Consider the following 26,055-nt stretch of genomic DNA (forward strand, 5'->3'; position numbering starts at 1 on the left):
CACGGAAGGGCATCGTTGTGTCTCGGATCGCATCCATTGTCGGAATTGGCAGTGGATCGAGACACAGGAACGCATAGCCGCGTCTCAATTCGCATCCGTTGCTGAAATTGGCGGCGGATCGAGGCGCAGGCGGGCCTTGCATTCCGACCTAGTGCCCGGGCTGCTCGAACAAGAGCCCGGACAACAAAGGATCAGAGACGGTCCTTCACGGCCTTGGCGACCTGCAGGGACTTGTAGAACACCTTCTTGAGCGGGATGTCGTGCCCGGCGGCCACCTCGGTGACCTCCTCGGTGAACTTGGTCTTGAATTCGTTGAGGCCCATGAGGCTCGGCGCGAAGTCGGAGCCGATGCCCATGAGGTCGTACGCCGTGAGCCCCTGCGCGCCCAGCAGGCAGCACTCGGAGTAGAGCAGCTTGTCGGTCACGTGCAGGCGCATCACGTCGTTGCGCATGCCGGCGTAGTAGCGTACGGCGAGCGGGCCGTTCACGGTCACGATCGACCAGGCGACCACTCGGCCCTCGATGCGGGCGGCGAACACGCGGCAGTGCTTCGCGCCGAGCGCGGCGATCATGTCGGAGTAGTCGGTGATGGGGGCGGGCGTGAAGCCGTCGCGCTTGCCGGTCTCCACCATCACGTCGTAATACTCGGTGAAGTCGGCGATGGCCTTGTCGGTCTCGTCGGCGCACTCGGCCGGGCATTCGCGCAGCGCCTTGCGCACGTCGCGGCGGCCGCGGCGCTTCATGCGGGAGAGGATCGCGTCGTCGCCGCCGGTGATGTCGATCACCACGGTGCGGTCGTACGGCACGGTGGACAGTGCCTTCTCGTAGCCGTCGGCGAACCACGTGTCGAGGCGCAGGAACGCCACGTTGCGGTCGCGCTCCCTGACGGCGTCGGCGATCGCGTCGATCACTTCGCGCTCGGCGGCGGCGTCGGAGGGCTTGTCCACCCACACCGGGCCGTGCATGGAACGCAGGTAGTGGTAGCCGTGCGTGTCCATGTCGATCAGGGAGAGCAGCGCCACGGTCTTGCCGTCACGCTGCGCGCGCAGGGCGCCCCACGGGGTGCGGCCGGGGACTTCGGACTGGAAGTCGGCCCAGATCTTGGTCTGCTCGATCGGCAGGGTCAGGCCGAGCTCGGCCGCCTCTCGCTCGAGGTCGGGCAGTTCGATGGATGCGATGGTGATCATGCGATTGGTTCCTTTGTCACTTTCACTTCTGGTTCAGCCCGAACAGGCGCTCGACGACGCGGTCGTCGCCCTCGTACGGCACGTGGCGGTTGCGGTCCTTGATCCAGCGCTCGTTGCCCTTGCCGATGAGCAGCAGCACGTTGAAGTGGTCGGCGTGCGCGCGGGCGTCGTACACGGCGTTGGTGATGGCGGTGGAGCGGTCGGAGATGACCGTGGACGCCACGTTCGGGTCCGTGATGTAGCCCTGCATCTCCATGCAGATGTCGATGAACGGCTCGGTGTTCGTGTCCTCGGCGGTGAACACGAAGTTCGCGATGCGGTGCTCGGCCGCCTCGACGATCTCCTTGCGGCGGTCGAAGGCCTTGTCGCCGGCGGATCCGGTGACCAGCGTGATGCGCGGGTCCCTGTCCCCGTAGCGCTCGTAGACGAAGTCGATGAGCGCGGTGACGGACGCGAAGTTGTGCGCGTAGTCGACGATGGCGACGGTGTTCGACTGCGGGTCCTCGAAGCGCTCCATGCGTCCGGCGACGGTGACCGCCTCCAGCGCGTGCAGGGCCTTCGCGTCGTCCAGTTCCACGCCGGCGGCATGCGCGATGGTGACGGCGGCCGCCGCGTTGGCGTAGTTGAAGTCGCCGTCCATGGACAGGCGGAAGTCGCCCAGTTCCACACCGTCCGAGGCGAGGCGGTACTGGGCGTGCGCGGCGTCGGCGGGCCAGGCGACCGTGTCGGCCGGGGTGCCGACGCCGCGCCCGTCGTTGTGCAGCGCGAACGTGGCGACCGGCACGCCCGCGGCGGCGGCGTCCTCGCGGATCAGGTCGGCGTGCGCGCAGTCGGCGCCCAGCACGAGCTTGCGGCTGTTGTACGTGATCTGGCGCTTGCAGTCGAGGTAGTCCTCGAACGAGGGGTGCTCGATCGGGCTGATGTGGTCGGGGGAGATGTTGAGGAACGCGCCCACGTCGAACGTGAGGCCGTACACGCGGTCCACCTTGTACGCCTGCGAGGAGACCTCCATGACGAGGTACTTCATGCCGTTGTCCGCGGCCGTGCGCATCATGCGGAACGCGTCGAGCGACTCCGGCGTGGTGAGGTCGGATTCGGCGTAGGTGCGCCCGTCGAGGCAGTTGTCCACCGAGGAGAACAGCGCGGCTTTGCCGTCGGACGCGGCGTTGAGGATGGCCTGCGTGAAGTAGGCGGTGGTCGTCTTGCCCTTGGTGCCGGTGATGCCCACCACGGTCAGCTCGTCCTGCGGGCGGCCGAAGAACTCGGCGGACAGCAGGCTCATGGCGCGGCGCACGTCGTCCACGATGAGCCCGGGGGCCTTCGTGGCGGAGGAGAAGTCGGTTTCGGCCACGTAGACGGCCAGACCCTTCTCGTCCACGCCGTCGAGGTATTCCGCCTTGAAATTGCCCTTGCAGAACAGCAGCGAGCCCTCGGACACCGTGCGGGTGTCGTACGTGACGTCCGTCACCGGGGCGTCGGCCGCGTCCCCGAGACGGTTGGGGTCCAGCGTCCACACGTCCCCGCGGATGATCTCCCGCAGCAGATGGTGCTTGCCCAGCAGCGCGGCCGCCGAAGCCAGAGTCAGTGCCATGTTCGTCCTTTCCTGCGCGCCTGCCGCGCGCCGCATGCGTTCCAGATTCAATGGTAAGCCGTAAGCCGCCGCGGGCTGGCCGTCCGCCCCGCGCCCGCCGTGGCCGGCGCGCCCGTCACAGCCAGTCGCCGCGCACCGGGGTGCGGCCGCGGGAGGAGAGCCACTCGTTGAACGAGTCCCGCCAGTCGGCGTAGGCGGCGTGCTGCCACGCCATGAGGTCGCCCAGCGCCAGATGCCCCACCTGCGGGTAGAGCGTGGCCATGGGCGCGATGAGGTCCACCGCGGCGATGGTGTCCGCCGTGGCGTCGTGGAAGTCGCCGTGCGGCTCCACGCCGTAGTAGAACGTGGTGTCCGTGAGCGTGCGCTTGCCCTTGCGGCGGGACACCTTGCGGTCGATCACCAGCGGGTCCACCACGAGCAGCTGCTGCGGGGCCACGCCGGCGGCGGCCTGCCGCTCGTCCAGCGAATCGAGCTTCCAGCGCTTCAGGTCGCCTTCGAGCATGTGCACGTCGAACGGCGCGTTGTAGGCCAGCAGCGGGATGCGGCGGGCCTGCGCGGCCGCGATGAGCGCGGCGATCGCCTCCACGGCCACGGTCGGCTCCTCGCCGTGCTCCGCCAGAAACTCGTCGGTGAAGCCGTTGACCTCGCTCGCCCGCGGGTTCATGGGCCGGTGCGGGTTGACGATCCACGAGGCGATCACGTCGCCGGCGTGCCCCTTGGCGGGGTCGCGCAGCACCAGCGTGGCCGACACGATCGCGTCGCGCCCGGCGGCGATGCCGGTCGTCTCGGTGTCGAATCCCAAAAGCCAGGAATCCGCCAGCGTGGTGTCCGGATGCTGTTCGCCAACCGACTCGATGGCGGAAAGAAGCTCGTCGTTCATAAGCCCCCACCATAGCCAGTCGGCTAGAATACGTGCTGTGACTGAAAGCATGGAAGACAAACGACGCCGGTTCGAGGCCCTCGCCATGCCGGCCGTGGACGCGCTCTACCGTCAGGCCATGCGGCTGACCAACGATCCCGACGACGCGCAGGACTTGGTGCAGGACACGTTCGAGCGCGCCTTCAAGGCCTTCGACACGTTCAAGGAGGGCAGCAACTTCGAGGCGTGGATGACCACGATCGAGCGCAACGCCTACTTCAACCAGTACGCCAAGGCGAAGCGCCGCCCGCAGCGCGCCAACGACGAGACCGGCGAATACGACGACTGGGACATCTACGACGCGGCCGAGCACTCGCCGGAGGGCCTGCGCTCCGCGGAGGACGAGTATCTGGACGCGTTCGCGCCCGAGGAGATCCTCGCCGCGCTCAACAAGCTCAGCCCCGAGCGCCGGCAGGTGTTCATCGACGCGGCGATCGACGGCAAGTCGTACCAGCAGGTGGCGGACGAGCAGCACGTGAAGATCGGCACGGTGATGAGCCGGCTCAACCGCGCGCGCACGCAGCTCAAGCGGGAGCTCGCCTCCTACGCGGCCGCACGCGGGTATCTGCCCGACGGGGATGCGAAGGGAAATACGCCCAAGGGTGAATCCGCCGAACCGCGCGGAAACGGCGATAATGGGAAGCGCAAGGGAAAGGAGCAGGCATGAGCGAGGAGCATGGGACCATGTCGTCCGACGCGCCGTCCGGCTGTTGCCGCACGCACGTGTCCGTGACGCGCACCACGTCCGTCAGCGGCGACGGCGTGACGCGCACGGAAATCCGCATGACCGAGGTGCGCGGTTCCGTCGCGCGGGACGCGGATGCGAACGCGGCCGCCGCGGACTGCGGATGCGACTGCTTTGACGTGGAATCGAGCTGCGACAAGGGGGAGAAGGCGATGATCGCCGCGCTGCGGGCCTACCTCAGACCCGATCAGGCGCCCGAATGCCTCATGGACAAGCTCAGCGCCGTGCTCGACCGGTGCTGCCGCGAGTAGGCCGCGCCGGGCGCAGGTAAAGAAAAACCCGCATCCGATCTCTTGCGATCGATGCGGGTTTTCGCTTTCCTGCCGTGGATACGGCCAAGGATCAGGCGTTCGGCCTCTTGCCGTGGTTGGCGGCCTTCTTGCGACGATCCTTGCGCTTGCGTCCGCGCATGCCCATGATGGACTCCTTTGCTAAGTATGAATAAGCCTACGGGATTATCTCACATGGGGTGGATTTGGGCAAATCAGTCGACCACGCCGATGCGCACGGCGGTGGAGGCGGATTCGCCGGGCTTGATCACAATGAGGTGCTTGCCCGTGTTGAAGGCGTTGGCGTTGCAGGTCATCGGCTCGATCGCCACGCCGGCCGGATGCTGGTCGTCGGGCATCACGTCGGCGGTGAAGATCTGCCAGCCGTTGATCGTCTCGTCGCCGGTCACCGCCACCTTCATGCCGTCGATGCGGGTGAACGTGGCCACGGCGCTGCCGTCGGCCTCGCGCTCCACGTCGGTCCAGCCGTCGTCGAAGTTGCGGCCCTTGAGCAGCGGGTTGTCCGTCAGGTCGTACACGCCGGTGGCCGGCTCCTCGCCGGTGGGCACGAGGTTCTCGTCCACGGTCAGGTGCGTGCGGGCCTTGAGGTGCAGGCGGCAGCGGTCGTTGTCCGCCGTCACCGCGGCGCCGTACGCGTGGCCGCCGTTGGCGATGTACGGGTGGATGCCGAAGCCCCACGGGGCGTCCACGTCGCCGTTGTTGGCGGCGTTGACCCTGATCTCCAGACCGGCGTCGGTGAGGGTGTAGGTGACGGTCACGGTCAGGTCGAACGGGTAGCTGTTGATGTTCGGCACGCGCCAGGACAGGGTGACGCTCGACTCGGTGAGCTCCTCCAGCGTCCAGTAGTAGCGGTAGCCGAAGCCGTGCAGCGCGGTGTTGCGGGCGTGCTCGTCGATCGGCAGCTCGTAGTGCGCGCCCTCGAAGTCGTACTCGCCGCCCTTGATGCGGTTCGGGTACGGCACGAGCACGAAGCCCTGGCAGGTGTTCGACTGCTGCATGTTCTCGTCGAAGGGCACCACGATGTCCTTGCCTTGGTACTGGACCTTGCGGAACGTGGCCCCGAGCTCGCAGATCACGGCGGAGTAGTCGCCGTGGGTGATGGTGAATTGCTTGCCGTAGCGGGCGGCGCGCTGAGTCGTCATGCTGATCACTCCCATGGTGCAACGATGCGATTGCTAGATGCGATTGTTACCGCTCACTACCTTACCGCGGCCTTCGGTCCCGCCGCGCAGCCCGTCCTGCGTCGGCGGCGTCGACCGGGCGGACGGCGCGGCGGGGGATTGCCGGCGATGCGCGCCCGGCGGTAGACTGAAGGCGCAGGCGGTCCGCATCAGACAAAGGGGATGGGCGATATGGCCGGCAGGAAAAAGGACAAGTCACTGATCTATTGGTCGATGAACTACAGGGGCAAGCAGCGCCGCACATGGGTGATGCTGCCGATCTGCATCATCCTGTGCATCGTCGCGCCCTTCTACACGGCCAACGAGTACGGCAGCGTGGTGCCGGGCATCGTGTTCGGCCTGATCCTCATCGCGACGTGGGTGGGGCAGTACCTGTACAACCGCAGGAAGATCGAGGAGGGCGCGGACGACGAGCCCGCCCAGCAGCCGCAGCCGGGTCCGCAGCAGCCGTTGCAGCCGCCGCGGGCCTGACGGGGCTCGTTCCTCCGGCCGAAAGCGTTCGCCGGCGCCCTGCCATGCCGTCGTGCCATACTGGGAATCCGAACAGGGATTCCATACGGAGGTATGGGACGACGCGGGAAAGGCGGCGGCATGACGGACACGGCCACGGATGGCATGAGCGCGGGCGGCAAGCGCATCGTATTGGCGGACCCGAGGGGGTTCTGCGCCGGCGTGGACCGGGCCATCCTCACCGTGCAGACGATCCTCAAGGCCGCGGGGCATAGCGCCGCGGACCGCGCCGTGGCCCGCCCGACGGACCTGCCGCCGGTGTACGTGCGCCGGCAGATCGTGCACAACAAGCATGTGGTGGAGGACCTCTCGCGTCAGGGCGCGGTGTTCGTGCAGGAGCTGGACGAGATCCCCGACGAGGCCGTGGCCGCGGGCATCCCGGTGGTGTTCTCCGCGCACGGTGTGTCGCCGACGGTCAAGGCCGAGGCCGCGGCGCGCGGCATGCACATCGTGGACGCCACGTGCCCGCTGGTGAGCAAGGTGCACCGCGAGGTGCTGCGCTTCGTGAAGGAAGGCTACGAGATCATCTACATCGGCCACCGCGGGCACGACGAGGCGGTCGGCGTGGTGGGGGAGTCGCCCGAGCACGTGCATCTGATCGAGCACGCGTCGGACGTGGACGGCCTCGAATTCTCCCCGGACGTCAAGCTCGTGCTGCTGAGCCAGACCACGCTGAGCGTGGACGAGACGGCGGACACGATCGCCGCGCTCAAGGCCAAGTTCCCGTGGATGGCCATGCCGCCGAGCTCGGACATCTGCTACGCCACGTCGAACCGCCAGGCCGCCGTCAAGCTCGTGGCCGAACAGTCCGACTGCGTGGTGATCGTGGGCTCGGCGAACTCGTCGAATTCCGTGCGGCTCGTCGAGGTGGCGCAGGAGGGACTCGGCGGCCGCGGCAGGGCGCACCGCGTGGATGACGCCGGCGACCTCGACCCGGCGTGGTTCGACGGCGTCCGGGCGGTGGGCGTTTCCTCCGGGGCCTCGGTGCCGGACGAACTGGTGGGCGGCGTGGTCGAGGCGCTGCAGCACATGGGGTACACCGGCATGCACGCCGTGGAGACCATCAAGGAGAACATGCATTTCGTATTGCCTGCCGAACTTCGTGCGACTGGCAATCGTCGCGCCCGGTAAGGGGCGCTCCCCTCGCCTGCGGGAAGCTCGTTCGCTTCCCGTTTGGCGGCTCGGCCGCCGACATCGCGCGGCGGAGGTGTCGCGCGACACGCGTCGGCACAGGAGTAAACTGCCTTTGCGGAACGATCACATTTTTGATGAACGTCTCTGATAAGGGGGTCTGCCATGGCCAATGGCAAGTCGATGACCGTGGGCGAAATGGTCGCCCTGTTCCTCGCTCCCGACACGCCTCTGCGCGTCGACGCATTCGACGGGTCGCACTTCGGCCCGCAAACCGCGCGCCTGCATGTGCGGGTCACCAGCTCGCGCGCCATCTACCAGCTGCTCGCCCACCCCAACGAGATCGGCGTCGTGCGCGCGTACGTGCTCGGCGACATCGACGTGGACGGCATCAGCTACGCCAATCCGTATCCCGTGCTGCGCGGCCTGTTCTCGCTGGCCCGCTACGTGCGCCGCCCGTCCGCGGTGGACGCGGCCCGGCTCGTCGCCGCGGTGCTGAGCCACGGCTGGCGCACCCCGGACGTGCCGCAGACCGAGGGCCCGAGCAAGTTCGCGCGCATCAAGCGAGGCCTGCTGCCGCACAGCGAGAGGGCCGACTCGGAAACCGTGAGCTTCCACTACGACATGTCCAACGAGTTCTACGCCGATTTCCTCGGCCCCTCCATGACGTACACCTGCGCGGTGTTCGAGGACGAGTCCATGAGCCTCGAGGACGCGCAGGCGAACAAGCTGCGTCTCATCCTCGACAAGCTGGGCCTCAAGCCCGGCGAGCGCCTGCTCGACATCGGCTGCGGCTGGGGTTCCATGGTCGTCACCGCCGCCCGCCGCGGCATCCGCGCCCTCGGCGTGACCCTCTCGAAGGAGCAGGCCGAGTGGGCCAACGAGTGGATCCGCCGCGAGGGGCTGCAGGACCTCGCCGAGGTGCGCGTGCAGGACTACCGCGAAGTGCCCGAGCACGACTTCGACGGCATCTGCTCGATCGGCATGATGGAGCACGTGGGCGTGAAGAACTACCAGAGCTACTTCGAGGAGATGTTCCGGCTCCTGAAGCCCATGGGACGCCTGCTCAACCACCAGATCACCATCAGCCACGACAAGCCGGACGGCCGTCCCGGTCAGGACGAGTTCCTCGACCGCTACATCTTCCCCGACGGCGATCTGGGCGCGCCCGGCTTCATCGAGTCGTGCATCCACGACGCCGGCTTCAACGTGGTGCATCAGGAGAACCTGCGCCAGCACTACGCGCTCACCCTGCACCACTGGTGCGAGAACCTCGACGCGCACTGGGCCGACGCGGTGCGTCAGGTCGGCTTCGAGCGCGCCAAGGTGTGGGGCCTGTACATGGCCGCCTGCGCGCTGAACTTCGAACTCGACGGCATCCAGATCCACCAGTTCCTCGCCGTCAAGCCCGACCGCGTGGGGCATCCCGACGGCAAGTGGTATCCGCTGCGCCCGTGGTGGAGGGCGTGAACTCGTAGCGCCGCGCCGGCGCATCCGCGAACGGCGTCTTCGGGAAGGGCGATGGCCTCTCCCGGAGACGCCGTTTCGCAAGAACCCCGATCAGCCGCGGGCCGTGGCGAGGGCCTGAAGGTCGCCGAACACCGGGGTAGCGAGCCCGAAGCCGCCGGCGACCGCGAGGCACTGGCCGGTCGTGAACGCCGACTCGTCCGCGAGGAAGTACACCACGGCGGCGGCGATCTCCTCCGGCAGGGCCATGCGGCGGATCGGCGTGCTCTTCAGGAACATGTCGCGGAACGTGTCGTTGAGCGCGTCCCGCACGGCGTCGGTGGCGGTCATGCCCGGCAGCACGGCGTTGCAGCGGATGTTCCTGCGCGCCACCTGCACGGCGATGTCCTTCGTGAGATGCTCGATCGCCGCCTTGGACGTGCCGTACGCGATCTGCGAGATGTCCGGCACCTCGCCGCCGATCGACGAGATGTTCACGATGCTGCCGCCTGTCTGCGGCATGTGGCGGATGGCCGCCTGCGAGGTGATGAACACGCTCTTGAGGTTGATGGTCACGGTGTCGACGAACGTGTCCACCGACGTGTGCTCGATGTCGAGGTCCTTGCGCGGGTCGGACGTGCCGAAGTTGTTGACGAGCCCGTCGATGCGTCCCTCCGTCGCGGCCACCGCCTCGACCATCTCCGTGTAGGTCTCGTCCTTCGTGGCGTCGTTGTACACGGTTTTGACCACGCCGCCGTTCGCCTTGACGGTTTCGTCGGCGTTGATCTCCGCGGCGCGGGCCTCGGCGCGCTCCATGTTGCGCGCGCCCAGATACACGGTGGCGCCCTCCCTGGCGGCGGCGGCCGTGACGGCGAGTCCGATGCCCCGCGTGGCGGCGGTGACGATGACGACCTTGTCGTTGAGTCTTCCGGTCATGATGCTCCTTTGACATTCGTGCGGACCGAATCGCGTCCCAGTCTATCCGGATCCCGCATTCGCGCCCCGCCGTGCCACATAGTGGCATAACCGGATGCTGCTACCATGGCTCGTGGCGCTCCCGCCCGTGCCGCGCAGGTCAAGGGGCGTCCGTTGCGCGGCGCTTCGATCGCCGTGCGGCGTCATCACCGTGCGCGGCTTTGGGGGATTGCAAGGAGCTTCCATGTCAACAACCACATCCGCATCATCATCCATTCGTCCGTCGCTGCGCTGGGACACCGCGGACATCGCCGTCGGGGCCGCTCTGGGCGCCGGATGCGGCATCATCCAATGGGGCTTCGACTTCATGTACGCATGGCTGTCCCCGCTCATGGCCGCCATTCTGCCCGGCCTGATCAGCCTCACCCACGCGGTGTGGTACTTCTCCGGCACGCTGGGCGTGGTGGTGATCCGCAAGCCCGCCGCCGCGATCTACGTGAACATCGTGGGCGTGGCCGTGCAGATGCTCATCGGCAACCAGTTCTCGTTCGGCTTCGTGTTCGTCTCCGCCGCGCTGCAGGGCCTGTTCGCCGAACTGCCGTTCATGGTCACGCGCTACCGCAGGTTCAACCTGCCGCTCACCATGCTCGCCGGCGCGCTCGTGGCCCTCGAATACGGCTTCTACCTGCTGTTCTTCCGCTATCAGGCCGTCTCGCTGTTCAGCCCGCGCGGCACCATCCACATGATCTGCGAAGTCATCGGCGGCGTGGTGATCGCCGGCGTCTTCAGCTGGTACCTGTTCCGCGCCATCGCCGCGACGGGCGCGCTGGACCGCTTCGCCTCCGGGCGCTCCGTGCGCGGCCACGTGGACTGATCGACTGGCCGGACCGCAGGCCGGATCGGTGGCCTGGCCGGGAGAGCCGACCCGAACATACGCGAAAGCCCTTGGAATCACTGCGGTTCCAAGGGCTTTTCGGTGGGGCGGCAGGGGCTTGAACCCTGGACCGGGCGATTATGAGTCGCATGCTCTAACCGACTGAGCTACCGCCCCATGCGGCCGAAGACACGGCCAACTGGTCCAGTCTAGCAAAGCCGTGGACGCCGCGGCCGATTTCTGACCCAACAGGCCGGGTGGCGGCGTGCGTGCGGCCGGGCGAAACGGCGGAATCACGTCAGGTCGGCGGACCGGAATGCCATTGTTTCCCGTTCGACGAGGTCAGAAATCGGCATGCCCGCAGATGCGGGTGGTAAGGTACGCCCAGTAAGTCGGCGTATGTGGTCCGCCGCACGTACTTAGGTGATGTACTACGTGGTTTGCGACCGGAAACAGGGCGAACGAGGAGCGTGAATGGACAACAAGAGCATCGAAAGCGGGCTGTCGGACGAGCAGCGGGCGGCGGTCGCCGATCTGGCGCGCACCAATGAGTACGCGAAGCAGTCGAAATGGAAGACGCTGCGGGAACTGCCGAACAACGAGAAGCTGCCGTTCTTCGTGCAGCACTTCCTCATCGCCACGATCGCGATCGTGGCTGTGGTCGCCCTGGTGATCTCGCTCGTGGTGTTCTACGCGACCCGCCCGCCGTCGGCCAAGCTCACCGTGGCGACTTTCGGCCTGTCGGAGTACAGCGACCAGCTCGAGGATCTGCGCCGGGACTTCGCCGCGGCCCACGCCGACGAGGACGAGCGCGTCTTCGCCGTCGACCCGTTCACCATCACGTCCCGGGTGAACGCGGACGAATCGGTTTCGGCATCCCCGTCCGCGTCGGCCTCGTCCCCGGACGGTTCCGCCGATGCCGGTGGTTCCGGCGACATGACCGGCGTGGGCAGCTCCTCGCTGCTCGGCAACTCGTACCTCGACGATTCCGCCAAGCTGTCCGCGCGCATGGCGGCCGGCGAGATCAACGCGCTCGCCGCCTCCCGCGACATGTTCGCCGAGCTGCTGCAGCGCAACGCCGTCAACGACCTGTCCGCGGCGCTGAGCGACGAGCAAATCAACGCGTTCGGCGACGCCGTGGTGTACGCGGACGACCTCGTCCCCTCCGCCGAGCACAGGGCCGTCGGCCTCGACCTAGGCAAGTCCGGGACGTGGACGGCCAAGGGGCTGCCGGCGGACGCGGTCTTCGGCTTCGGCAACGTGACGCTGGGCACCGAATGGCCGCTCGCCTTCGTGGACTTCCTGAAGTTCCAGTAGCCGGTGCCGGAGGCACGCCATGCCCGCCATGTCCGGCGTGTCGCGTCGATCCGCGCATCGGCGTATAATCCCATAGGTTCCGGTTCACGTCCGCCACAGGGGCGAACGACCCGGGTCGCCCGAATTCCATAGGAGACAACATGAAGCAGGGTATCCATCCCGATTACCACCCCGTTGAGGTGACTTGCTCTTGCGGCAACACTTTCGTGACCCGCACGGCCGGCAAGGAAGACCACATGTTCGTTGACGTGTGCTCCCAGTGCCATCCGTTCTACACCGGCAAGCAGAAGATCCTCGACACCGGTGGTCGCGTGGCTCGTTTCGAGAAGCGCTACGGCAAGAAGACCAAGTAGCATACTTCAGCGCCAGCCCCCGCATACCCTGCGCCGGCTGGCGTTTTCATATCCAAAGGCGGATCGCGCGGTCCAATCGCGCGGTCCGGTCCATGGCTCATCGCAAACCCCATGGCTCACATTCATGGCTCATTTCAAACGCGTGTAAGGAAACCAAGGCGCACATGGCAGACGAACAGTTCCCCGCGGCACGGACCGCGCTGGAGGAGTACCGGTCCATCGAGCAGCAGATGGCCGACCCGGAGATCGTGTCCAATCCGGACAAGCTGCGCAAGCTGGGCCGCCGCCACGCCGAGCTGGGCGCGATCGTGGGCGCGTACCAGTCGTACCTGACCGTGCGCGACGACCTCGAGGCCGCCCGCGAGATGGCCGGCGAGGACCCGGAGTTCGCCGAGGAGGCCAAGCGGCTCGAAGCCGAGCTGCCGGCCGTGACCGAAAAGCTCAGGACCGCGCTCATCCCGCGCGACCCGGACGACGCGCGCGACACGATCATGGAGATCAAGGCCGGCACCGGCGGCGAGGAGGCCGCGCTGTTCGCCGGCGACCTCATGCGCATGTACACCCGTTACGCCGAGAAGCGCGGCTGGACCGTCACCGTGCAGTCGGAGAACACCACCGAGCTCGGCGGCATCAAGGACGTGCAGATGGCCATCCGCGCCAAGGGCACGCCCGCGCCGGAGGACGGCGTGTGGGCGTCGCTCAAGTACGAGGGCGGCGTGCACCGCGTGCAGCGCATCCCCGTCACCGAGTCGCAGGGCCGCATCCAGACGTCCGCGGCCGGCGTGATCGTGTTCCCCGAGGCCGACGAGGACGACGACGAGATCGAAATCGATCCGAAGGACCTCAAGATCGACATCTTCATGAGCTCCGGACCCGGCGGCCAGTCCGTGAACACCACGTACTCCGCCGTGCGCATGACGCACATCCCCACCGGCATCACCGTGAACATGCAGGACGAGAAGTCGCAGATCCAGAACCGCGCCGCCGCCCTGCGCGTGCTCAAGTCCCGCCTGCTCGCCATGAAGCACGAGCAGGAGGCCGCCGAGGCCGCGGACATGCGCCACTCGCAGGTCCGTTCGCTCGACCGCTCCGAGCGCATCCGCACGTACAACTTCCCGGAGAACCGCATCGTCGACCACCGCACCAACTACAAGGCGTACAACCTCGACGCCGTGCTCGACGGCGACCTGCAGGCCGTCATCGACTCGGACATCCAGGCCGACGAGGCCGACCGCCTCGCCAACCAGCAGTGAGCGGGCGGGCCGAAGTGAACCGACCCGCGACCGGCGCGCCCGATGATGCGCCCGAGGCGGCGGTTCCCGTCCCCGACGTGATCCGCGCCGCCGCCGCCCGTCTTGCGGACGCCGGCGTGGACACCCCGGTGCACGACGCCAAGCTGCTGCTCGCCCACGCGCTCGGACTTGAACTGCGGGACGTGGACAAGGCCATGCTCATGGGGGACGCGGTCTCAGTGCCGCCGGAATTCGACGCGATGGTCTCCCGCCGCGCGAACCGCGAGCCGCTGCAGCACATCACCGGGCACGCGCCCTTCCGCTACCTCGACCTCGAAGTCGGCCCCGGCGTGTTCATCCCGAGGCCGGAGACCGAGCTGGTGGTGCAGGAGGGCATCGACTGGATCAACCGGCAGGGGCGTCTCTACTCGCCGCGCGTGGTGGATTTGTGCGCGGGTTCCGGCGCGATCGGTCTCGCGGTGGCGAGCGAGGTGCCCGGCGCCGAGGTCTGGGCCGTGGAACTGTCCGAGCGCACCGCGGCATGGACCCGCCGCAACCTCGAACATGCGGCGCGCATGAACCCGCAGGTGGGCTACAACTACCATCTCGAACTCGGCGACGCCACCAGCCGGTCCACGCTCGCCCCGCTCGACGGCACGGTCGATCTGGTGCTGTCCAACCCGCCCTACGTGCCGGAGTCCGAGGTGCCGGACCAGCCCGAGGTGCGCGACCACGACCCGGCGCTGGCGCTCTACGGCGGTTCCGCGGACGGGCTGCTCATCCCCGAGCGGATCGTCCGGCGCGCGTTCGCGCTGCTCCGGAGCGGCGGCCTGTTCGTCATGGAGCACGACGTCTCGCAGGGCGACCGGCTCGCCGCCTACGCGCAGGCGGCCGGGTTCGCGCATGCCGTCACGAAGCTCGACTACACCGGCCGGCCGCGCTACTTGGTGGCAGAGAAAGCCTAGCCGGCGGATTCGCGGACGAACCCGCCTTCCGGCCGGCTTGGCGCCGCGACCCAGCGCACATGCCCGGACCGGGCGCGGGTAATCGGACCGGGAGCGCCCGCTCCCAGTCCAAGCTCCTGAGAAACGGCTTTATTCCAAGGGTTTGCCTGTGACTGGACGGGGAGTGCCCGCGCCCTGTCCGAAAGCGGGATGCCGGTTGCGGACAGGGCGCAGACGTCCATGCGCCGTTTGACGCGTTACCGCGCGTACTCCTGCAGCGCGGAGGCGTCGGCGTCGGTGATCCCGCGCAGCACGTGGGCGGGGTTGCCCACGGCCACGGTGTGCGGCGGAATGTCGTGCGTGACCACGGCCCCGGCGCCGATCACGCAGCCCTCGCCGATCGTCACGCCGCCGAGCACGGTCACGTTGCCGCCGAACCAGCAGTTCGAGCCGATGACGATCGGACGGCCGTACTCGTAGTCGTAGGCGGACCCGTCGGCGCGGCGGCGCACGTTGCGGTCCTGCCAGCGCAGCGGGTGCATGGGCGGCAGCAAAGACACGTTCGGCCCGAAGAGCACGTCGTCGCCGATGGTGACGGGCGCGCAGTCGAGCACGGTGAAGTTGAAGTTCGCGAACACGCGGTCGCCGATCGTGGTGTGGCACCCGTAGTCGAAGAACACCGGTCCCATCACGTCCAGATCCTCGCCGTGGCCGGGCAGCAGCTCGTCCAGCACGGCCATGCGGCCGGCGTGGTCGGTGCGGGACAGCGCGTTGAATCGCGCGCACAGGTCTCCGGCCCGCTCCCGCAGGGTCACGAGTTCGGGGTCGGACACGTCGTACAGTTTGCCGGCGAGCATCTCCTCGCGTTCGGATTTGCGCGGGAAACGCAGCTCGACGGGTGGCAGGGCGTTGCCGGAAGTGGTGTTTTCGGTCATAGTCGGCCATTCTATCCGCTTTCCGGTTCACGGGATGAACCGGGCCGAATCGTGTGAACCGAAAATCCGCCGGTTACGCCAGCTCCACGCTCCCGGGCACCTCGATGCCGTGGCTTTCCAGAATCTTCACGGCCTTCATGTAGGCGTCGGTCGTGGCCGCGGGGTCCAGCAGGGCCGCGCGCAGGCCGTCGTCGTTGCCGCTTCCGATGCCCAGCGCATCCACCAGCGCGGCGCGGATGCCGGCCGTGGACGCCTCGATGGCCGTGCCGAGCGCGGGGGAGAGCGCATCGGCCAGAGGCGCGAGATCGCCGCCGGTCACCTCGTCGATCGTGGCGATCTGGTCGAGCAGCGCGTACAGCCAGTGCCGTGCCTCCGGGGAGTCCGCGGCCGCGTTCAGCACCTCGGCGGTCTTGCGCGCCACGGGCGTCACGTCGATGTGCCCGATCTCCGCGTCGGCGCTCGCATGCCCGCGCCGGTCGTCGATGTCGTCGAGCAGATGCTGAATGGCCACCTCGTCGGCCAGCGGTCCGGGCTGGGCGTGCAGCGAGGCGATCGCGTCCACGTCGAGCTGGCGGCCGCCGGAATTCTGGAAGCGCACGAGCTTGGGGGAGTTGAAGTAGTGGTCCATCGCGTAGGTCACGAACGCCGGCGTCCGCTCCTGCAGATCCTTCATCGCCTCCGCAACCGGGCGCATGGACAGCAGCGGCTGCTGCACCACCACGCGGGACAGCGCCTTCTTGGCGTCCGCCACCGTGAGCGGCCCGCCGATCTTCACCGCGCCGGCCGAACCATGGCCTGCGAACAGCGACTTCAACCCGTCGAGGAACCCCATCATTGCCTCTTTTCGCGTCAACGTTCAACGACTTCGCGGCCCAGTGTAGTCCGTGCGCGTCCGGATCCGTCGCGAGCACCGCCGTGGCCGGGCGTATTTTTCGGGTTGCGGGCGCCCGAGTGCGGATCGGACGACGCCCGCCGATCGGCGGAAAATCCACCCGTAACCCGAAAATATGCGCTCCGCACGTTCCACGCGCCCGGGTGTGAGGCACAATGGGTACAAGGTACAGTGTCTACAGTATTGACGTTGTTGCGTTGCGCCGAAGGTCGGCGGGGATGGAGAGTCGAGGAAACGATGAGCGACGTGCGGCAAGTGAACGAGGAGTCATGCGCCCTTGCGGCCGAGCTGCTGCGGCGGGGCAAACTGGTCGTCATCCCCACGGACACCGTGTACGGCGTGACGTGCGACCCGCGCAACGCCGCGGCGATCGACCGCATCTACGCGCTCAAGCGCCGCCCGCGCTTCAAGGCGCTGCAGGTGCTCATGGCCTCCGTGGACGATCTGGACGCGCTCGGGCTCGAGCTGCCCGCGCCGCTCAACCGTCTGGCCGCCGCGTTCCTGCCGGGCGCGTTCTCGCCGATCGCCGTCGCGCGTGAGGACTGCGCGCTGAAGACCGTGCGCGAGACGGCCCAGGGCGGGCGCACGCAGGGCGTCCGCGTGCCGAATTCGGCGCTGTGCCTGGAGATCCTGCGCGCCACAGGCCCGATCGCCGCGTCGAGCGCGAACCGCTCCGGCGAGGAGTCCGCGCAGAGCGTCGAGGAGGCCGTGGCCGCATTCGGCGACGAGGTTGCGCTGTACTTGGACGGCGGCTCCACTCCGGGGCACGTCTCCAGCACGGTGGTGGCCGCCGACCCGCACGGACGCGACGGCGTCGCCATCCTGCGCGAGGGCGTGATCCCGCAGACGGCGATCCGCCGGGCCCTGACCGTCAACGGGGGAGGTCTGGGCGCATGAGGGTCTACCTGCTCATCGCCGCGATCGCGGGCGGCGTCACCTGGCTCGTCACCCCCATCGTGCGGCACATGGCCATCGAGATCGGCGCCGTGGGCGAGGTCCGCGCGCGCGACGTGCACAAGATCCCCACCCCGCGCATGGGCGGCGTGGCCATGCTCATCGGCTTCGTCGTGGCCATGCTGTTCGCCAGCCGCATCCCGTTCATCTCCGGCCTGTTCCGCGAGGACACCACGGCGTGGGTGATCATGATCGGCGCCGCGCTCGTCTCCCTGCTCGGCGTGGCGGACGACGTGTGGGACCTCGACTGGATGCTCAAGCTCGCCGGCCAGCTGCTCATCTCCGTGTTCGTCTCGTGGGGCGGCGTGCAGATCATCTCGCTGCCGCTCGGCTCCCTCGTGGCCGCCTCGCCGAGCCTGTCGATGGCCATCACCGCCATCCTCATCGTGGCGTCCATCAACGCGGTGAACTTCGTGGACGGCCTGGACGGGCTGGCCTCGGGCATCGTGGCGATCGGCGGCGTGGCGTTCGCGATCTACTCGTACATCCTCGCGCGCACGTCGCCGTCCTACGCGTCCATGGCCACACTCATCGACGTGGCGCTCGTGGGCATCTGCGTGGGCTTCATCCTGCACAACTGGCACCCGGCCAAGCTGTTCATGGGCGACTCCGGGTCCATGCTGCTCGGCTACCTCATCACCTGCGCGTCGATCGTGATGACCGGCCGCCTCGACCCGATGAGCGTGCACACCAGCGTGTACCTGCCCGTGTTCATGCCGATCCTGCTGCCGGTGCTCGTGCTGTTCCTGCCGGTGCTGGACATGTGCCTGGCGATCGTGCGCCGCCTGAGCCACGGCCAGTCGCCCATGCACCCGGACCGCATGCACCTGCACCACCGCATGCTCGGCATCGGGCACGGCGTGCGCGGTGCCGTCTCGATCCTGTGGGGCTGGGCGGCGCTGATCGCGTTCGGATCGCTCAGCGTGCTGTTCTTCCAGCCGTTCCACGTGGCGATCGGCATGGCCGTGGCCACCGTGGTGCTCACCGTGGCCACCATGTACCCGTACATGAAGCACCGCCTGCCGGAGATCCGCGAGGAGAACCGCGAGTACCGCGAGGCCCGGCGCGGAGCCGAGCACACCCGCCACGGCAGGCGCTGACGGGCGGGCCGCGGGTCTCGTCACGGGTCTCTCCGTAAGGAAACGCGGATGGTATCGCAGCGCCGGGCGAAACGTCAGACACCGCGCATATAGTGAACCCATGGCTACTTTCAATTCAGAAGAACAGTCCGCATTCAACCCGCTTCCCCCGATTTTCGCCAAGCTCGGCCTCGCGTACGACGATGTGCTGCTGCTTCCGAACGAAACGGACGTCATTCCCTCCGAGGTGGACACCACCACCCATCTGACCCGCAAGATCACCATGAAGGCCCCGGTCCTGTCCGCGGCCATGGACACGGTGACCGAGGCGGAGATGGCCATCGCCATGGCCCGCAACGGCGGCATCGGCGTGCTCCACCGCAACCTGTCCATCGACGATCAGGCCTCCCAGGTGGACGTGGTCAAGCGCTCCGAGTCCGGCATGATCACGGACCCGCTGACCGTGCACCCCGAGGTCACCCTCGCCGAGCTCGACAAGCTGTGCGGCCGCTTCCACATCTCCGGTCTGCCGGTCGTGGACAACGACAACAAGCTCGTCGGCATCATCACCAACCGCGACATGCGCTTCATCGCGTCCGAGGACTACGACCACCTCAAGGTCAAGGACGTGATGACCAAGGACAACCTCATCACCGGCCCGTCCAACATTTCCAAGGACGACGCCCACCGCCTGCTCGCCCAGCACAAGGTCGAGAAGCTGCCGCTGGTGGACGCCGAGGGCCACCTGACCGGCCTGATCACCGTGAAGGACTTCGTCAAGACCGAGCAGTACCCGGACGCCACCAAGGACGAGCAGGGCCGCCTGCGCGTGGCCGCCGGCGTCGGTTTCCTCGGCGACGCCTGGCAGCGCGCCTCCGCCCTCATGGAGGCCGGCGTGGACGTGCTCGTGGTCGATACCGCGAACGGCGAGGCCCGTCTGGCGCTCGACATGATCTCCCGTCTCAAGCACGACTCCGCGTTCGACGGCGTGCAGATCATCGGCGGCAACGTGGGCACCCGCTCCGGCGCCCAGGCCATGATCGACGCGGGCGCGGACGCCGTGAAGGTCGGCATCGGCCCCGGCTCCATCTGCACCACCCGCGTGGTCGCCGGCGTCGGCGTCCCGCAGCTCACCGCCGTGTACGACGCCGCCCAGGCCTGCAAGGCCGCCGGCGTGCCGTGCATCGCCGACGGTGGCATCCACTACTCCGGCGACATCGCCAAGGCCCTCGTGGCCGGCGCGTCCTCGGTCATGCTCGGCGGCACGCTCGCCGGCTGCGAGGAGGCCCCGGGCGAGAAGGTGCTCCTGCACGGCAAGCAGTACAAGCTGTACCGCGGCATGGGCTCCCTGGGCGCCATGGCCCCGCGCGGCAAGAAGTCCTACTCCAAGGACCGCTACTTCCAGGCCGACGTCACCTCCAACGACAAGGTCGTGCCGGAGGGCGTCGAGGGCGAGGTGCCGTACCGCGGCCCGCTCAACGCCGTGCTCTACCAGATGCTCGGCGGCCTGCACCAGTCGATGTTCTACATCGGTGCACACAACATCGCCGAGATGTCCGAGAAGGGCCGCTTCATCCGCATCACGGACGCCGGCCTGCGCGAGTCCCACCCGCACGACATCGTGATGACCGCCGAAGCCCCGAACTACTCCGGCTTCCACAACAACTGATCGGCGTCGGCCGGCTTGATCTGAACCATGAATCGAGCTGGCCGCATGCCGCATGGCGCCAGGGCCCTTTCGCCGAGTGCGGAGGGGCCCTTGCCGTATCCCGATCCATCCGGCCATCCGGCCTGCTTGGCTCCCGGCATTTTGCTTCCTCGGCGCGTTTCCGACTCCAATGTCCCCATGTTCCTCTGCGCCGATGCTCCTTTTGCACTGATGCCGGCGCGCACAGGCTTTCGGCACCGATATGTTTGCCGTCACCTTCATGTTTGCCTGTACGTTTGCCGATAGCCGATATGTTTGCCGATAGGTTTTGGGCGCCCATGGTCTCTTGCACCTGATGATCTCCGGCACTGAATCCGCTCATTTTGCGCCCCATACGCGACGGATTGAGCAAACCCAGTGCGTGCGAGGCGGGAACGAGGCTCCAGCGGACTGGATTCGCTCACTTTGCGTCTCTCGCGCCGTGGATTGAGCGCATCCAGTGCGCCAGCGGCGTCAATGAGTCCTCAGCGGACTGGAATTACTCAATCCTTGCGTTGGCTCCTGCAAATTGAGCGGATTGAGTGCCGGACGTGAAGATGCCGGACGGGGAGACGCCGGACGGGGAGACGCCGGACGGGAGGAGAGTGCGAGACGGGGATGTGATGCGCCCGGATAGGTAAGGTGACAGACGGGAAGATGCCGGACGGAGTGAAAAGCGCCGGGCAGGAAGGTGCCGGACGGGGATGCGATGCGCATGGGCGGAAAGAGCCGGATGGAAGGGGAATCCGGCCGGGCTCGGGCCGTGGGAAGCCGATGATGTTTGCAGTGGCTGGTGACAGCGTGGGCACATTGGACCCACGCTGTCACCAGCCACTTTGCAACGTCCATGGTCCTGCGCGGGATTCGGCCGTCCGAAGGCTTCCGCCGGTTCGGCCGCTTCCGATGATTTGGCGCTTCAGTAATTAAGTTGGTTCCGTTCCGGTCGGTTTCTCAGCCCTGCCAGTCCTGAAGGCCAGTCAGTCCTGAAGGACGGCCAGCCTCACAGACTGATCGCTATTGTGGGCTGATCGCCATCACAGATCGACTAGCCTCGTAAAACCAGCAGCCTCGCGAAACCGTCCAGTCTTGCAAAATCGCCAGTCTTGCAAAACCGGTTGCCGCTTCGGTCGGTACCGGAGTTTGGCCGGTCCCGCGAGCCGGTTGGCGCTTCGATCGTCCCGCAAACTGGTCGGCACCGCAGATCGGGCGGTCGGAGCGCGGTCGGGCAAGCCGGCGAGCCGGACTGTGCCGCAAGTCCGGATTCACGGGTCATTTACGGGCCCTACGCCAGACGCAGCCACACGGAAGTGTCCTGAGGCAGCTTGCCGTCGTCGGTGAGTGGGCCGGATGCGAGCAGCACCTCGCCAGCGGGAAGGGCGGCCGGCGTGGCGCCGAAGTTCGTGAGGTTCGCCCAGCCGTTCGCGCGCCGATAGGCGATCACGCCGCCCGGCTGGCCGTCGGCGCCGTCGCGTGCGCCGCTTGGTGCGTCCTCGGCGAGCCACGCGCAGCTCGTGTCCACGGTCTGCAGTTCGTGGCGCAGAGCCAGCACACGACGGTAGAAGTTGAGCATCGAGTCGGCGTCGCGGTCCTCCACGTCCACGGCGAAGTCCTTGAACCACTTGGGCTGCGGCAGATGCGGTTCGGTCGTGGCGCCGGAGGGGGAGAACCCGAACGATCCGCGCGTGCCGAACTGGTCGGTGGGCTTCTCCAGCGTGGGCGCGTCCGAGCCGATCCACGGCAGTGGCACGCGGCATCCGTCGCGCCCCTTGGTGGACTCCTCATGGTCGCTCCTCAGCGGCCACGGGTCCTCGAGACGGTCCCACGGGATGTCCGGCACCTCGAACAGGCCCAGTTCCTCGCCCTGATACACGTACGCCGAGCCGGGCAGCGCCATTTCGAGCATGAGGGCAGCCTTGGCGCGCTTGGTGCCGAGCGGGCGGTTCTCGAAGTACGTGCGGCCCATCCTCAGCGCCCAGTCGGCGGAGATCTGGTGGTACTCGGCGGTCGGCACCTGCGGCAGCGCGTAGCGGCTCGCGTGGCGGTGCACGTCGTGGTTGCTCATCACCCACGTGGATGTGGACCCGGAGCGCTCGGCGCAGGCCAGACCCTCCGCGATCGCCGCGTGCATGGCGTCGAACGTCCAGTCGGCCTTGGCGAACTCGAAGTTGAAGATCTGCCCCAGATCGTCCGGCGAGGCGTACAGGTACTGGCGCTCCGGGCGCACCCACGCCTCGGCCACGGCGAAGCGCGGCGGATCGTACTTGTTGAACACCTCGCGTCGCCACTCGTGGTAGATCTCGTGCACCTCGTTGCGGTCGAGCACCGGGTGCGAGCCGTCGGCGGGCATGTCGTTGGTGCTCATCACGCCGTAATCGTCCAGATCATCGCGGTCGAGGTCCTTGGCGAGGGCCTGCGCCACGTCGATGCGGAAGCCGTCCACGCCGTGGTCGCACCAGAAGCGCAGAGTCCTGAGAAAGTCGTCGCGCACCTCGCGGTTGTCCCAGTTGAAGTCGGGCTGCTCCTTGGTGAACATGTGCAGGTACCACTGGCCGTCCGGCACGCGCGTCCACGCCGGTCCGCCGAAGTGGTTCACCCACTTGGTGGGCGGCTCGTCGCCGTTCGGGCCCTTGCCGTCGCGGAAGATGTAGCGCGCGCGTTCCGGCGAGCCCGGGCCGGCCTTGAGCGCCGCCTGGAACCACGGGTGCAGGTGCGAGCTGTGGTTGGGCACGATGTCCACCACCACCTTGATGCCGGCGGCGTGCGCGGTGTCCGTGAGCCGGCTGAAGTCGCCCATGGTGCCGAGCTTCGGGTCCACGTCGCGGTAGTCGGCCACGTCGTAGCCACCGTCCGCCAGCTCGCTCGGGTAGAACGGGGACAGCCAGATCGCGTCCACGCCGAGCCTCTTCAGGTACGGGATCTGCTCGGTCACGCCGTTGAGGTCGCCGATCCCGGATCCGGTGGTGTCCTTGAAGCTGCGCGGATACACCTGATAGACCACCGCCTGCCGCCACCACAGCGCCGGATCGCTCGCCGCGTTGTGCTCGCCGTTGTTCGCATCGTTCGTCATATGGGCCTCCTGAAGTCGTGCCGTACCTTCGATTATCCGTCCTTCGCGCGCAAGTTCGTGGCAGAAGTTGCATATTCGGGCGCATACGGCCCCGATTCAGCCCCTTACACGCGCGGATATGCAACTTTTGCCATGCGACGGGCGCAGGTCGGCGGTCGGATATAGCCTGTAACGTTCCCCAAGGAAAACGCATACGGAAAGGCGGCTTGCGATGGTTGACAGCCACGACGCGGAAACCTACGGCGCGAAGGAATCGCGCCTCATCTGGATCGACTGCGAGATGACCGGACTCGACATCTTCGGCGGCGACGAGCTCGTCGAGGTGTCCGTCGTGCCCACCGACTTCGAGCTCAACGTGCTCGACGAGGGCGTGGACTACGTCATCAAGCCGTCCGACGCGGCCGTGGCTCACATGAACGACTTCGTGCGCGCCATGCACACCCGTTCCGGCCTCATCAAGGAGTGGGAGCACGGGCTCACGCTCGATCAGGCGCAGGCCAAGGTGGTCGAGTACGTCAAGCGCTTCACCCCGGACGGCGTCAAGCCCCTGCTCGCCGGCAACACCATCGGCTCGGACAAGAAGTTCCTCGACCACTACATGCCCGATCTCATGGCCAACCTGCACTACCGCACCATCGACGTGAGCACCCTCAAGGAGCTCGCCCGCCGCTGGTACCCGGACGTGTACCTCAACCGCCCGCCCAAGCACGGTGGCCACCGCGCGCTCGCGGACATCATCGAGTCCCTCGACGAGCTGCGCTACTATCGCAAGGCGTTCATGGCCCCCGAACCCGGCCCGGACGCGGCCGAATCCAAGGCCATCGCCAAGGAGATCAAGGCCACCAGCCTGCTCAGCAAGTGAGCAGCCATCCGCCGGCCGGTCCCGAGACCGGTGATCGTCACGAGGCCGGCCGCGGCCGCCCGATGTCGTTCCATTGGGCGTCGTTGCGCGACTCGGCGTAGGTGCGCAGCAGGAAGTCGTGGTACGCGTCGAACAGGCGATGATAGTCGTCGTGATACGTAGCCCCGTCCCGCGGCGTCTCGATTGAGGCGGATCGCAGGTCCTCGGCGAAGGACCACCGGGTTTCGCTGTTGGACCCGCCCCCGATGAAGCCCTCCGCGTCCACGGACGCCTCATTGAGGAATCCGTATGCATACGCCGGGTGCCCGGACGTCGCGCGCGTGCAGTCGGCGACGATGATGCGCGCCTCCTCGTGGGAATTCGGATAGGTGACGTTGTAATACGGGTCGCTTTCCACATTCCCCCACGCCAGTCGCTGGGCGCCGGCCAGAGCGCTGCGGAACATGGCGACCGCATCGTCCTCGCCGGTGCGCGGCTCGAACAAATACGAGACGTCCCGCAGCGAGTTTGTGTCGCCGTCCTCGACCGTGATGGTCGAGTACAGCAGGCTGGTCGCCTTGGATACGGTCAGCCCCTCCGCCGTGACGGTCGTGCTGCGCCATGCGAGAATGGGGGTGCCCCTTCCGACCGCCAACGCCATGTCGGCGCCGAATGCGAAGAGCAGGATGAACGTTGCTATGACGCCTTTTCTGATAGTCAGAAGATGTTGGCGCATGTCGCTCCTTCTGTCATGCGTGGGTGTGCATCATCGATATGATGATGCACACCCACATTCTGCGCGTTAATTAACGGCGAATCCGAGCCAGACTGCCTCCGTTATTGGAGATGTTATCCCAATCGTTCCCCGAGTGACTGGCCCATAGCTCGTAATTATGTGAATGCTGAGCTACGAGGTAGTCAATATATCCATTGGTCCATCCTCCTGTAGCAGTGACAAACCCGATGTGGTCTACAGAGTTGTCATTGCCAAAATCAGCTCCTATGAAGTCTCCCGCAGCGATGTTAGTCGTAAAAGCTGCATGGTCACGCGCCCAGTATCCAATCCCCATATAGCGGGAAAATGTGTGTGCGTTGACCCATGAGACGGAATGAGTATGGAATCCTAGCCAGTTCTTTTTGTGCCACCATCCCTGTTGTTCGCTATCGTAGACTTCTTGTCGGACGCCGCTGGCCTCTAGAATTTGAGAAGCGAAATTGGTGCAATCGTTATTCCCAAAATTCCAATATGCTGGATTGCCTTTCCAAGCATATTGCTTCGCGTAACTAATTGCCGCAGAAGTGTTGGGTAATGATGTTGTATTATATGTGGATGTCATTGCCATAGCTAATGGTGCATCGTATGGCATCATCTCAATGATGTGCGTCAAATCGGGTACATGTTTTGTTGTGTTGTAACTGAGTTTCCCGATGGATGTCGTTATTTCTTCATTGATGTATTTGTTTTCGAAAATATCAAAGAATGCCCTCATTTCTGCAATAATTGTGCTGTCAATATTGTTGCCTGAGTATGAATAAACTATCGTCTGATATTCTTTCCAATTTGTAACTGATGCTGGTTGTAGTGATGCGTATTGCTGAATTGTATTAAATTCATTACGCCATTTTTTATATGCATTATTAAATGCTTGATCCTGATTTTCAAAAGTGCAGTACAAAGGGTTTTCTTTACCGTATATTCTGATTGTGTTGGTTGTTGTTATATTGTTCAAATGATGTAAGGTTGTTGATGTGCAGAGAGTATTATCTGGCAGGGAGTCTGCATAACTGGTTGTTGGAGTAATGAGAACGCAATACAACATCACTGTTAATGCAGTCAATGCCGCTTTTGCTTTGGTGAACATAATTCCTCTTTCTTGTGAACTTCTTTGGTCTCAATTGTGATTGTAGTGTGTGTCGATGTTTATGCAATCTATCTACATATTTCATTTATATAGATTGTTATAT

At 66.2% G+C, this 26,055-nt stretch carries 25 protein-coding genes and 1 tRNA gene; 14 read left to right on the forward strand and 12 right to left on the reverse strand.

Annotated features, from left to right (window positions below; all coding sequences use genetic code 11):
• Positions 1 to 191 precede the first annotated feature (191 nt).
• The 3 genes from DSM100685_RS06525 to DSM100685_RS06535 form a co-directional block, all read right to left on the reverse strand.
• Entirely contained in the window at positions 192 to 1,187 is a 996-nt protein-coding gene (locus DSM100685_RS06525) for a lipid II:glycine glycyltransferase FemX (protein ID WP_152350552.1), read from the reverse strand.
• Positions 1,188 to 1,209: 22 nt separating this feature from the next.
• A complete protein-coding gene (locus DSM100685_RS06530; RefSeq protein ID WP_152350553.1) occupies positions 1,210 to 2,778 on the reverse strand; it encodes a UDP-N-acetylmuramoyl-L-alanyl-D-glutamate--2,6-diaminopimelate ligase in 1,569 nt (522 codons plus the stop codon).
• A gap of 115 nt (positions 2,779 to 2,893) precedes the next feature.
• Positions 2,894 to 3,658 carry an exonuclease domain-containing protein gene (locus DSM100685_RS06535; RefSeq protein ID WP_152350554.1) on the reverse strand — a complete coding sequence of 255 codons (765 nt, stop codon included), beginning with the start codon at positions 3,656 to 3,658 and terminating at the stop codon, positions 2,894 to 2,896.
• Positions 3,659 to 3,707: 49 nt separating this feature from the next.
• Here DSM100685_RS06535 and DSM100685_RS06540 point away from each other — a divergent pair, with 49 nt between their 5' ends.
• Both DSM100685_RS06540 and DSM100685_RS06545 read left to right on the forward strand, forming a co-directional pair.
• The gene (locus tag DSM100685_RS06540) at positions 3,708 to 4,364 is read left to right on the forward strand and encodes a sigma-70 family RNA polymerase sigma factor (RefSeq protein WP_152350588.1); all 657 of its coding nucleotides are present in this window, start codon (positions 3,708 to 3,710) and stop codon (positions 4,362 to 4,364) included.
• Positions 4,361 to 4,693: a hypothetical protein gene (locus DSM100685_RS06545; RefSeq protein ID WP_239512681.1), complete on the forward strand. Its 333-nt coding sequence runs from the start codon at positions 4,361 to 4,363 to the stop codon at positions 4,691 to 4,693. Before DSM100685_RS06540 ends, DSM100685_RS06545 begins: the two co-directional genes overlap by 4 nt.
• A 91-nt stretch (positions 4,694 to 4,784) precedes the next feature.
• Here the strand turns inward: DSM100685_RS06545 and DSM100685_RS11205 are convergent, their stop codons facing one another.
• Both DSM100685_RS11205 and DSM100685_RS06550 read right to left on the reverse strand, forming a co-directional pair.
• A complete protein-coding gene (locus DSM100685_RS11205) occupies positions 4,785 to 4,859 on the reverse strand; it encodes a 50S ribosomal protein bL37 (RefSeq protein ID WP_003817083.1) in 75 nt (24 codons plus the stop codon).
• A 67-nt stretch (positions 4,860 to 4,926) separates the two neighbouring features.
• Positions 4,927 to 5,874 (reverse strand): aldose 1-epimerase family protein, encoded by a 948-nt coding sequence (locus DSM100685_RS06550; protein WP_152350555.1) that lies wholly within the window; start codon positions 5,872 to 5,874, stop codon positions 4,927 to 4,929.
• Between the two features lie 210 nt (positions 5,875 to 6,084).
• Here DSM100685_RS06550 and DSM100685_RS06555 point away from each other — a divergent pair, with 210 nt between their 5' ends.
• From DSM100685_RS06555 to DSM100685_RS06565, 3 genes are all read left to right on the forward strand, one after another.
• Positions 6,085 to 6,384, forward strand: a complete 300-nt coding sequence (locus DSM100685_RS06555; RefSeq protein WP_152350556.1) for a hypothetical protein — start codon at positions 6,085 to 6,087, stop codon at positions 6,382 to 6,384.
• A 120-nt stretch (positions 6,385 to 6,504) separates the two neighbouring features.
• Positions 6,505 to 7,554, forward strand: a complete 1,050-nt coding sequence (locus DSM100685_RS06560; RefSeq protein WP_239512682.1) for a 4-hydroxy-3-methylbut-2-enyl diphosphate reductase — start codon at positions 6,505 to 6,507, stop codon at positions 7,552 to 7,554.
• A gap of 165 nt (positions 7,555 to 7,719) precedes the next feature.
• Positions 7,720 to 9,024, forward strand: coding sequence for a class I SAM-dependent methyltransferase (locus tag DSM100685_RS06565; RefSeq protein ID WP_152350557.1), 1,305 nt, complete (start codon positions 7,720 to 7,722; stop codon positions 9,022 to 9,024).
• Between the two features lie 90 nt (positions 9,025 to 9,114).
• Here the strand turns inward: DSM100685_RS06565 and hdhA are convergent, their stop codons facing one another.
• A complete protein-coding gene (hdhA, locus tag DSM100685_RS06570; protein WP_152350558.1) occupies positions 9,115 to 9,936 on the reverse strand; it encodes a 7alpha-hydroxysteroid dehydrogenase in 822 nt (273 codons plus the stop codon).
• A 223-nt stretch (positions 9,937 to 10,159) separates the two neighbouring features.
• Between hdhA and DSM100685_RS06575 the strand changes: the two genes are divergently transcribed.
• Entirely contained in the window at positions 10,160 to 10,789 is a 630-nt protein-coding gene (locus DSM100685_RS06575) for an ECF transporter S component (RefSeq protein ID WP_152350559.1), read from the forward strand.
• Between the two features lie 103 nt (positions 10,790 to 10,892).
• On the opposite strand, the gene DSM100685_RS06580 is transcribed toward DSM100685_RS06575, so the two are convergent.
• Positions 10,893 to 10,966, reverse strand: a tRNA-Ile gene (locus DSM100685_RS06580).
• Between the two features lie 297 nt (positions 10,967 to 11,263).
• Between DSM100685_RS06580 and DSM100685_RS10745 the strand changes: the two genes are divergently transcribed.
• From DSM100685_RS10745 to prmC, 4 genes are all read left to right on the forward strand, one after another.
• Positions 11,264 to 12,106 carry a hypothetical protein gene (locus tag DSM100685_RS10745; RefSeq protein WP_163201001.1) on the forward strand — a complete coding sequence of 281 codons (843 nt, stop codon included), beginning with the start codon at positions 11,264 to 11,266 and terminating at the stop codon, positions 12,104 to 12,106.
• A gap of 140 nt (positions 12,107 to 12,246) precedes the next feature.
• Positions 12,247 to 12,459, forward strand: a complete 213-nt coding sequence (gene rpmE / locus DSM100685_RS06590) for a 50S ribosomal protein L31 (RefSeq protein WP_152350560.1) — start codon at positions 12,247 to 12,249, stop codon at positions 12,457 to 12,459.
• Between the two features lie 164 nt (positions 12,460 to 12,623).
• Positions 12,624 to 13,712, forward strand: a complete 1,089-nt coding sequence (gene prfA / locus DSM100685_RS06595) for a peptide chain release factor 1 (protein ID WP_152350561.1) — start codon at positions 12,624 to 12,626, stop codon at positions 13,710 to 13,712.
• A 14-nt stretch (positions 13,713 to 13,726) separates the two neighbouring features.
• Positions 13,727 to 14,656, forward strand: coding sequence for a peptide chain release factor N(5)-glutamine methyltransferase (gene prmC, locus DSM100685_RS06600; protein WP_152350562.1), 930 nt, complete (start codon positions 13,727 to 13,729; stop codon positions 14,654 to 14,656).
• A gap of 236 nt (positions 14,657 to 14,892) precedes the next feature.
• Here prmC and DSM100685_RS06605 read toward each other — a convergent pair whose 3' ends face one another.
• Both DSM100685_RS06605 and DSM100685_RS06610 read right to left on the reverse strand, forming a co-directional pair.
• A complete protein-coding gene (locus DSM100685_RS06605) occupies positions 14,893 to 15,570 on the reverse strand; it encodes a sugar O-acetyltransferase (protein WP_152350563.1) in 678 nt (225 codons plus the stop codon).
• 73 nt (positions 15,571 to 15,643) lie between these two features.
• The gene (locus tag DSM100685_RS06610) at positions 15,644 to 16,405 is read right to left on the reverse strand and encodes a hypothetical protein (protein WP_152350564.1); all 762 of its coding nucleotides are present in this window, start codon (positions 16,403 to 16,405) and stop codon (positions 15,644 to 15,646) included.
• Positions 16,406 to 16,699: 294 nt separating this feature from the next.
• On the opposite strand from DSM100685_RS06610, the gene DSM100685_RS06615 reads away from it, so the two are divergent.
• The 3 genes from DSM100685_RS06615 (at position 16,700) to guaB (ending at position 20,164) form a co-directional block, all read left to right on the forward strand.
• Complete coding sequence (locus DSM100685_RS06615; protein ID WP_152350565.1) at positions 16,700 to 17,359, forward strand: L-threonylcarbamoyladenylate synthase; 660 nt, start codon at positions 16,700 to 16,702, stop codon at positions 17,357 to 17,359.
• Entirely contained in the window at positions 17,356 to 18,516 is a 1,161-nt protein-coding gene (locus DSM100685_RS06620; RefSeq protein WP_152350566.1) for an MraY family glycosyltransferase, read from the forward strand. Before DSM100685_RS06615 ends, DSM100685_RS06620 begins: the two co-directional genes overlap by 4 nt.
• A gap of 100 nt (positions 18,517 to 18,616) precedes the next feature.
• Complete coding sequence (guaB, locus tag DSM100685_RS06625) at positions 18,617 to 20,164, forward strand: IMP dehydrogenase (protein WP_152350567.1); 1,548 nt, start codon at positions 18,617 to 18,619, stop codon at positions 20,162 to 20,164.
• 1,300 nt (positions 20,165 to 21,464) lie between these two features.
• Here the strand turns inward: guaB and DSM100685_RS06630 are convergent.
• On the reverse strand, positions 21,465 to 23,249 hold the full coding sequence (locus DSM100685_RS06630; protein ID WP_152350568.1) for a glycoside hydrolase family 13 protein: 1,785 nt from the start codon (positions 23,247 to 23,249) through the stop codon (positions 21,465 to 21,467).
• A gap of 211 nt (positions 23,250 to 23,460) precedes the next feature.
• On the opposite strand from DSM100685_RS06630, the gene orn reads away from it, so the two are divergent.
• Entirely contained in the window at positions 23,461 to 24,111 is a 651-nt protein-coding gene (gene orn, locus DSM100685_RS06635; protein WP_152350569.1) for an oligoribonuclease, read from the forward strand.
• Positions 24,112 to 24,148: 37 nt separating this feature from the next.
• Here orn and DSM100685_RS06640 read toward each other — a convergent pair whose 3' ends face one another.
• Both DSM100685_RS06640 and DSM100685_RS06645 read right to left on the reverse strand, forming a co-directional pair.
• The gene (locus tag DSM100685_RS06640; RefSeq protein ID WP_152350570.1) at positions 24,149 to 24,826 is read right to left on the reverse strand and encodes a hypothetical protein; all 678 of its coding nucleotides are present in this window, start codon (positions 24,824 to 24,826) and stop codon (positions 24,149 to 24,151) included.
• Between the two features lie 70 nt (positions 24,827 to 24,896).
• On the reverse strand, positions 24,897 to 25,952 hold the full coding sequence (locus DSM100685_RS06645) for an amidase domain-containing protein (protein WP_152350571.1): 1,056 nt from the start codon (positions 25,950 to 25,952) through the stop codon (positions 24,897 to 24,899).
• Positions 25,953 to 26,055: the final 103 nt, after the last annotated feature.

The sequence above is a fragment of the Bifidobacterium avesanii genome, assembly GCF_009299475.1.
Classification (GTDB): Bacteria; Actinomycetota; Actinomycetes; order Actinomycetales; family Bifidobacteriaceae; genus Bifidobacterium; species Bifidobacterium avesanii.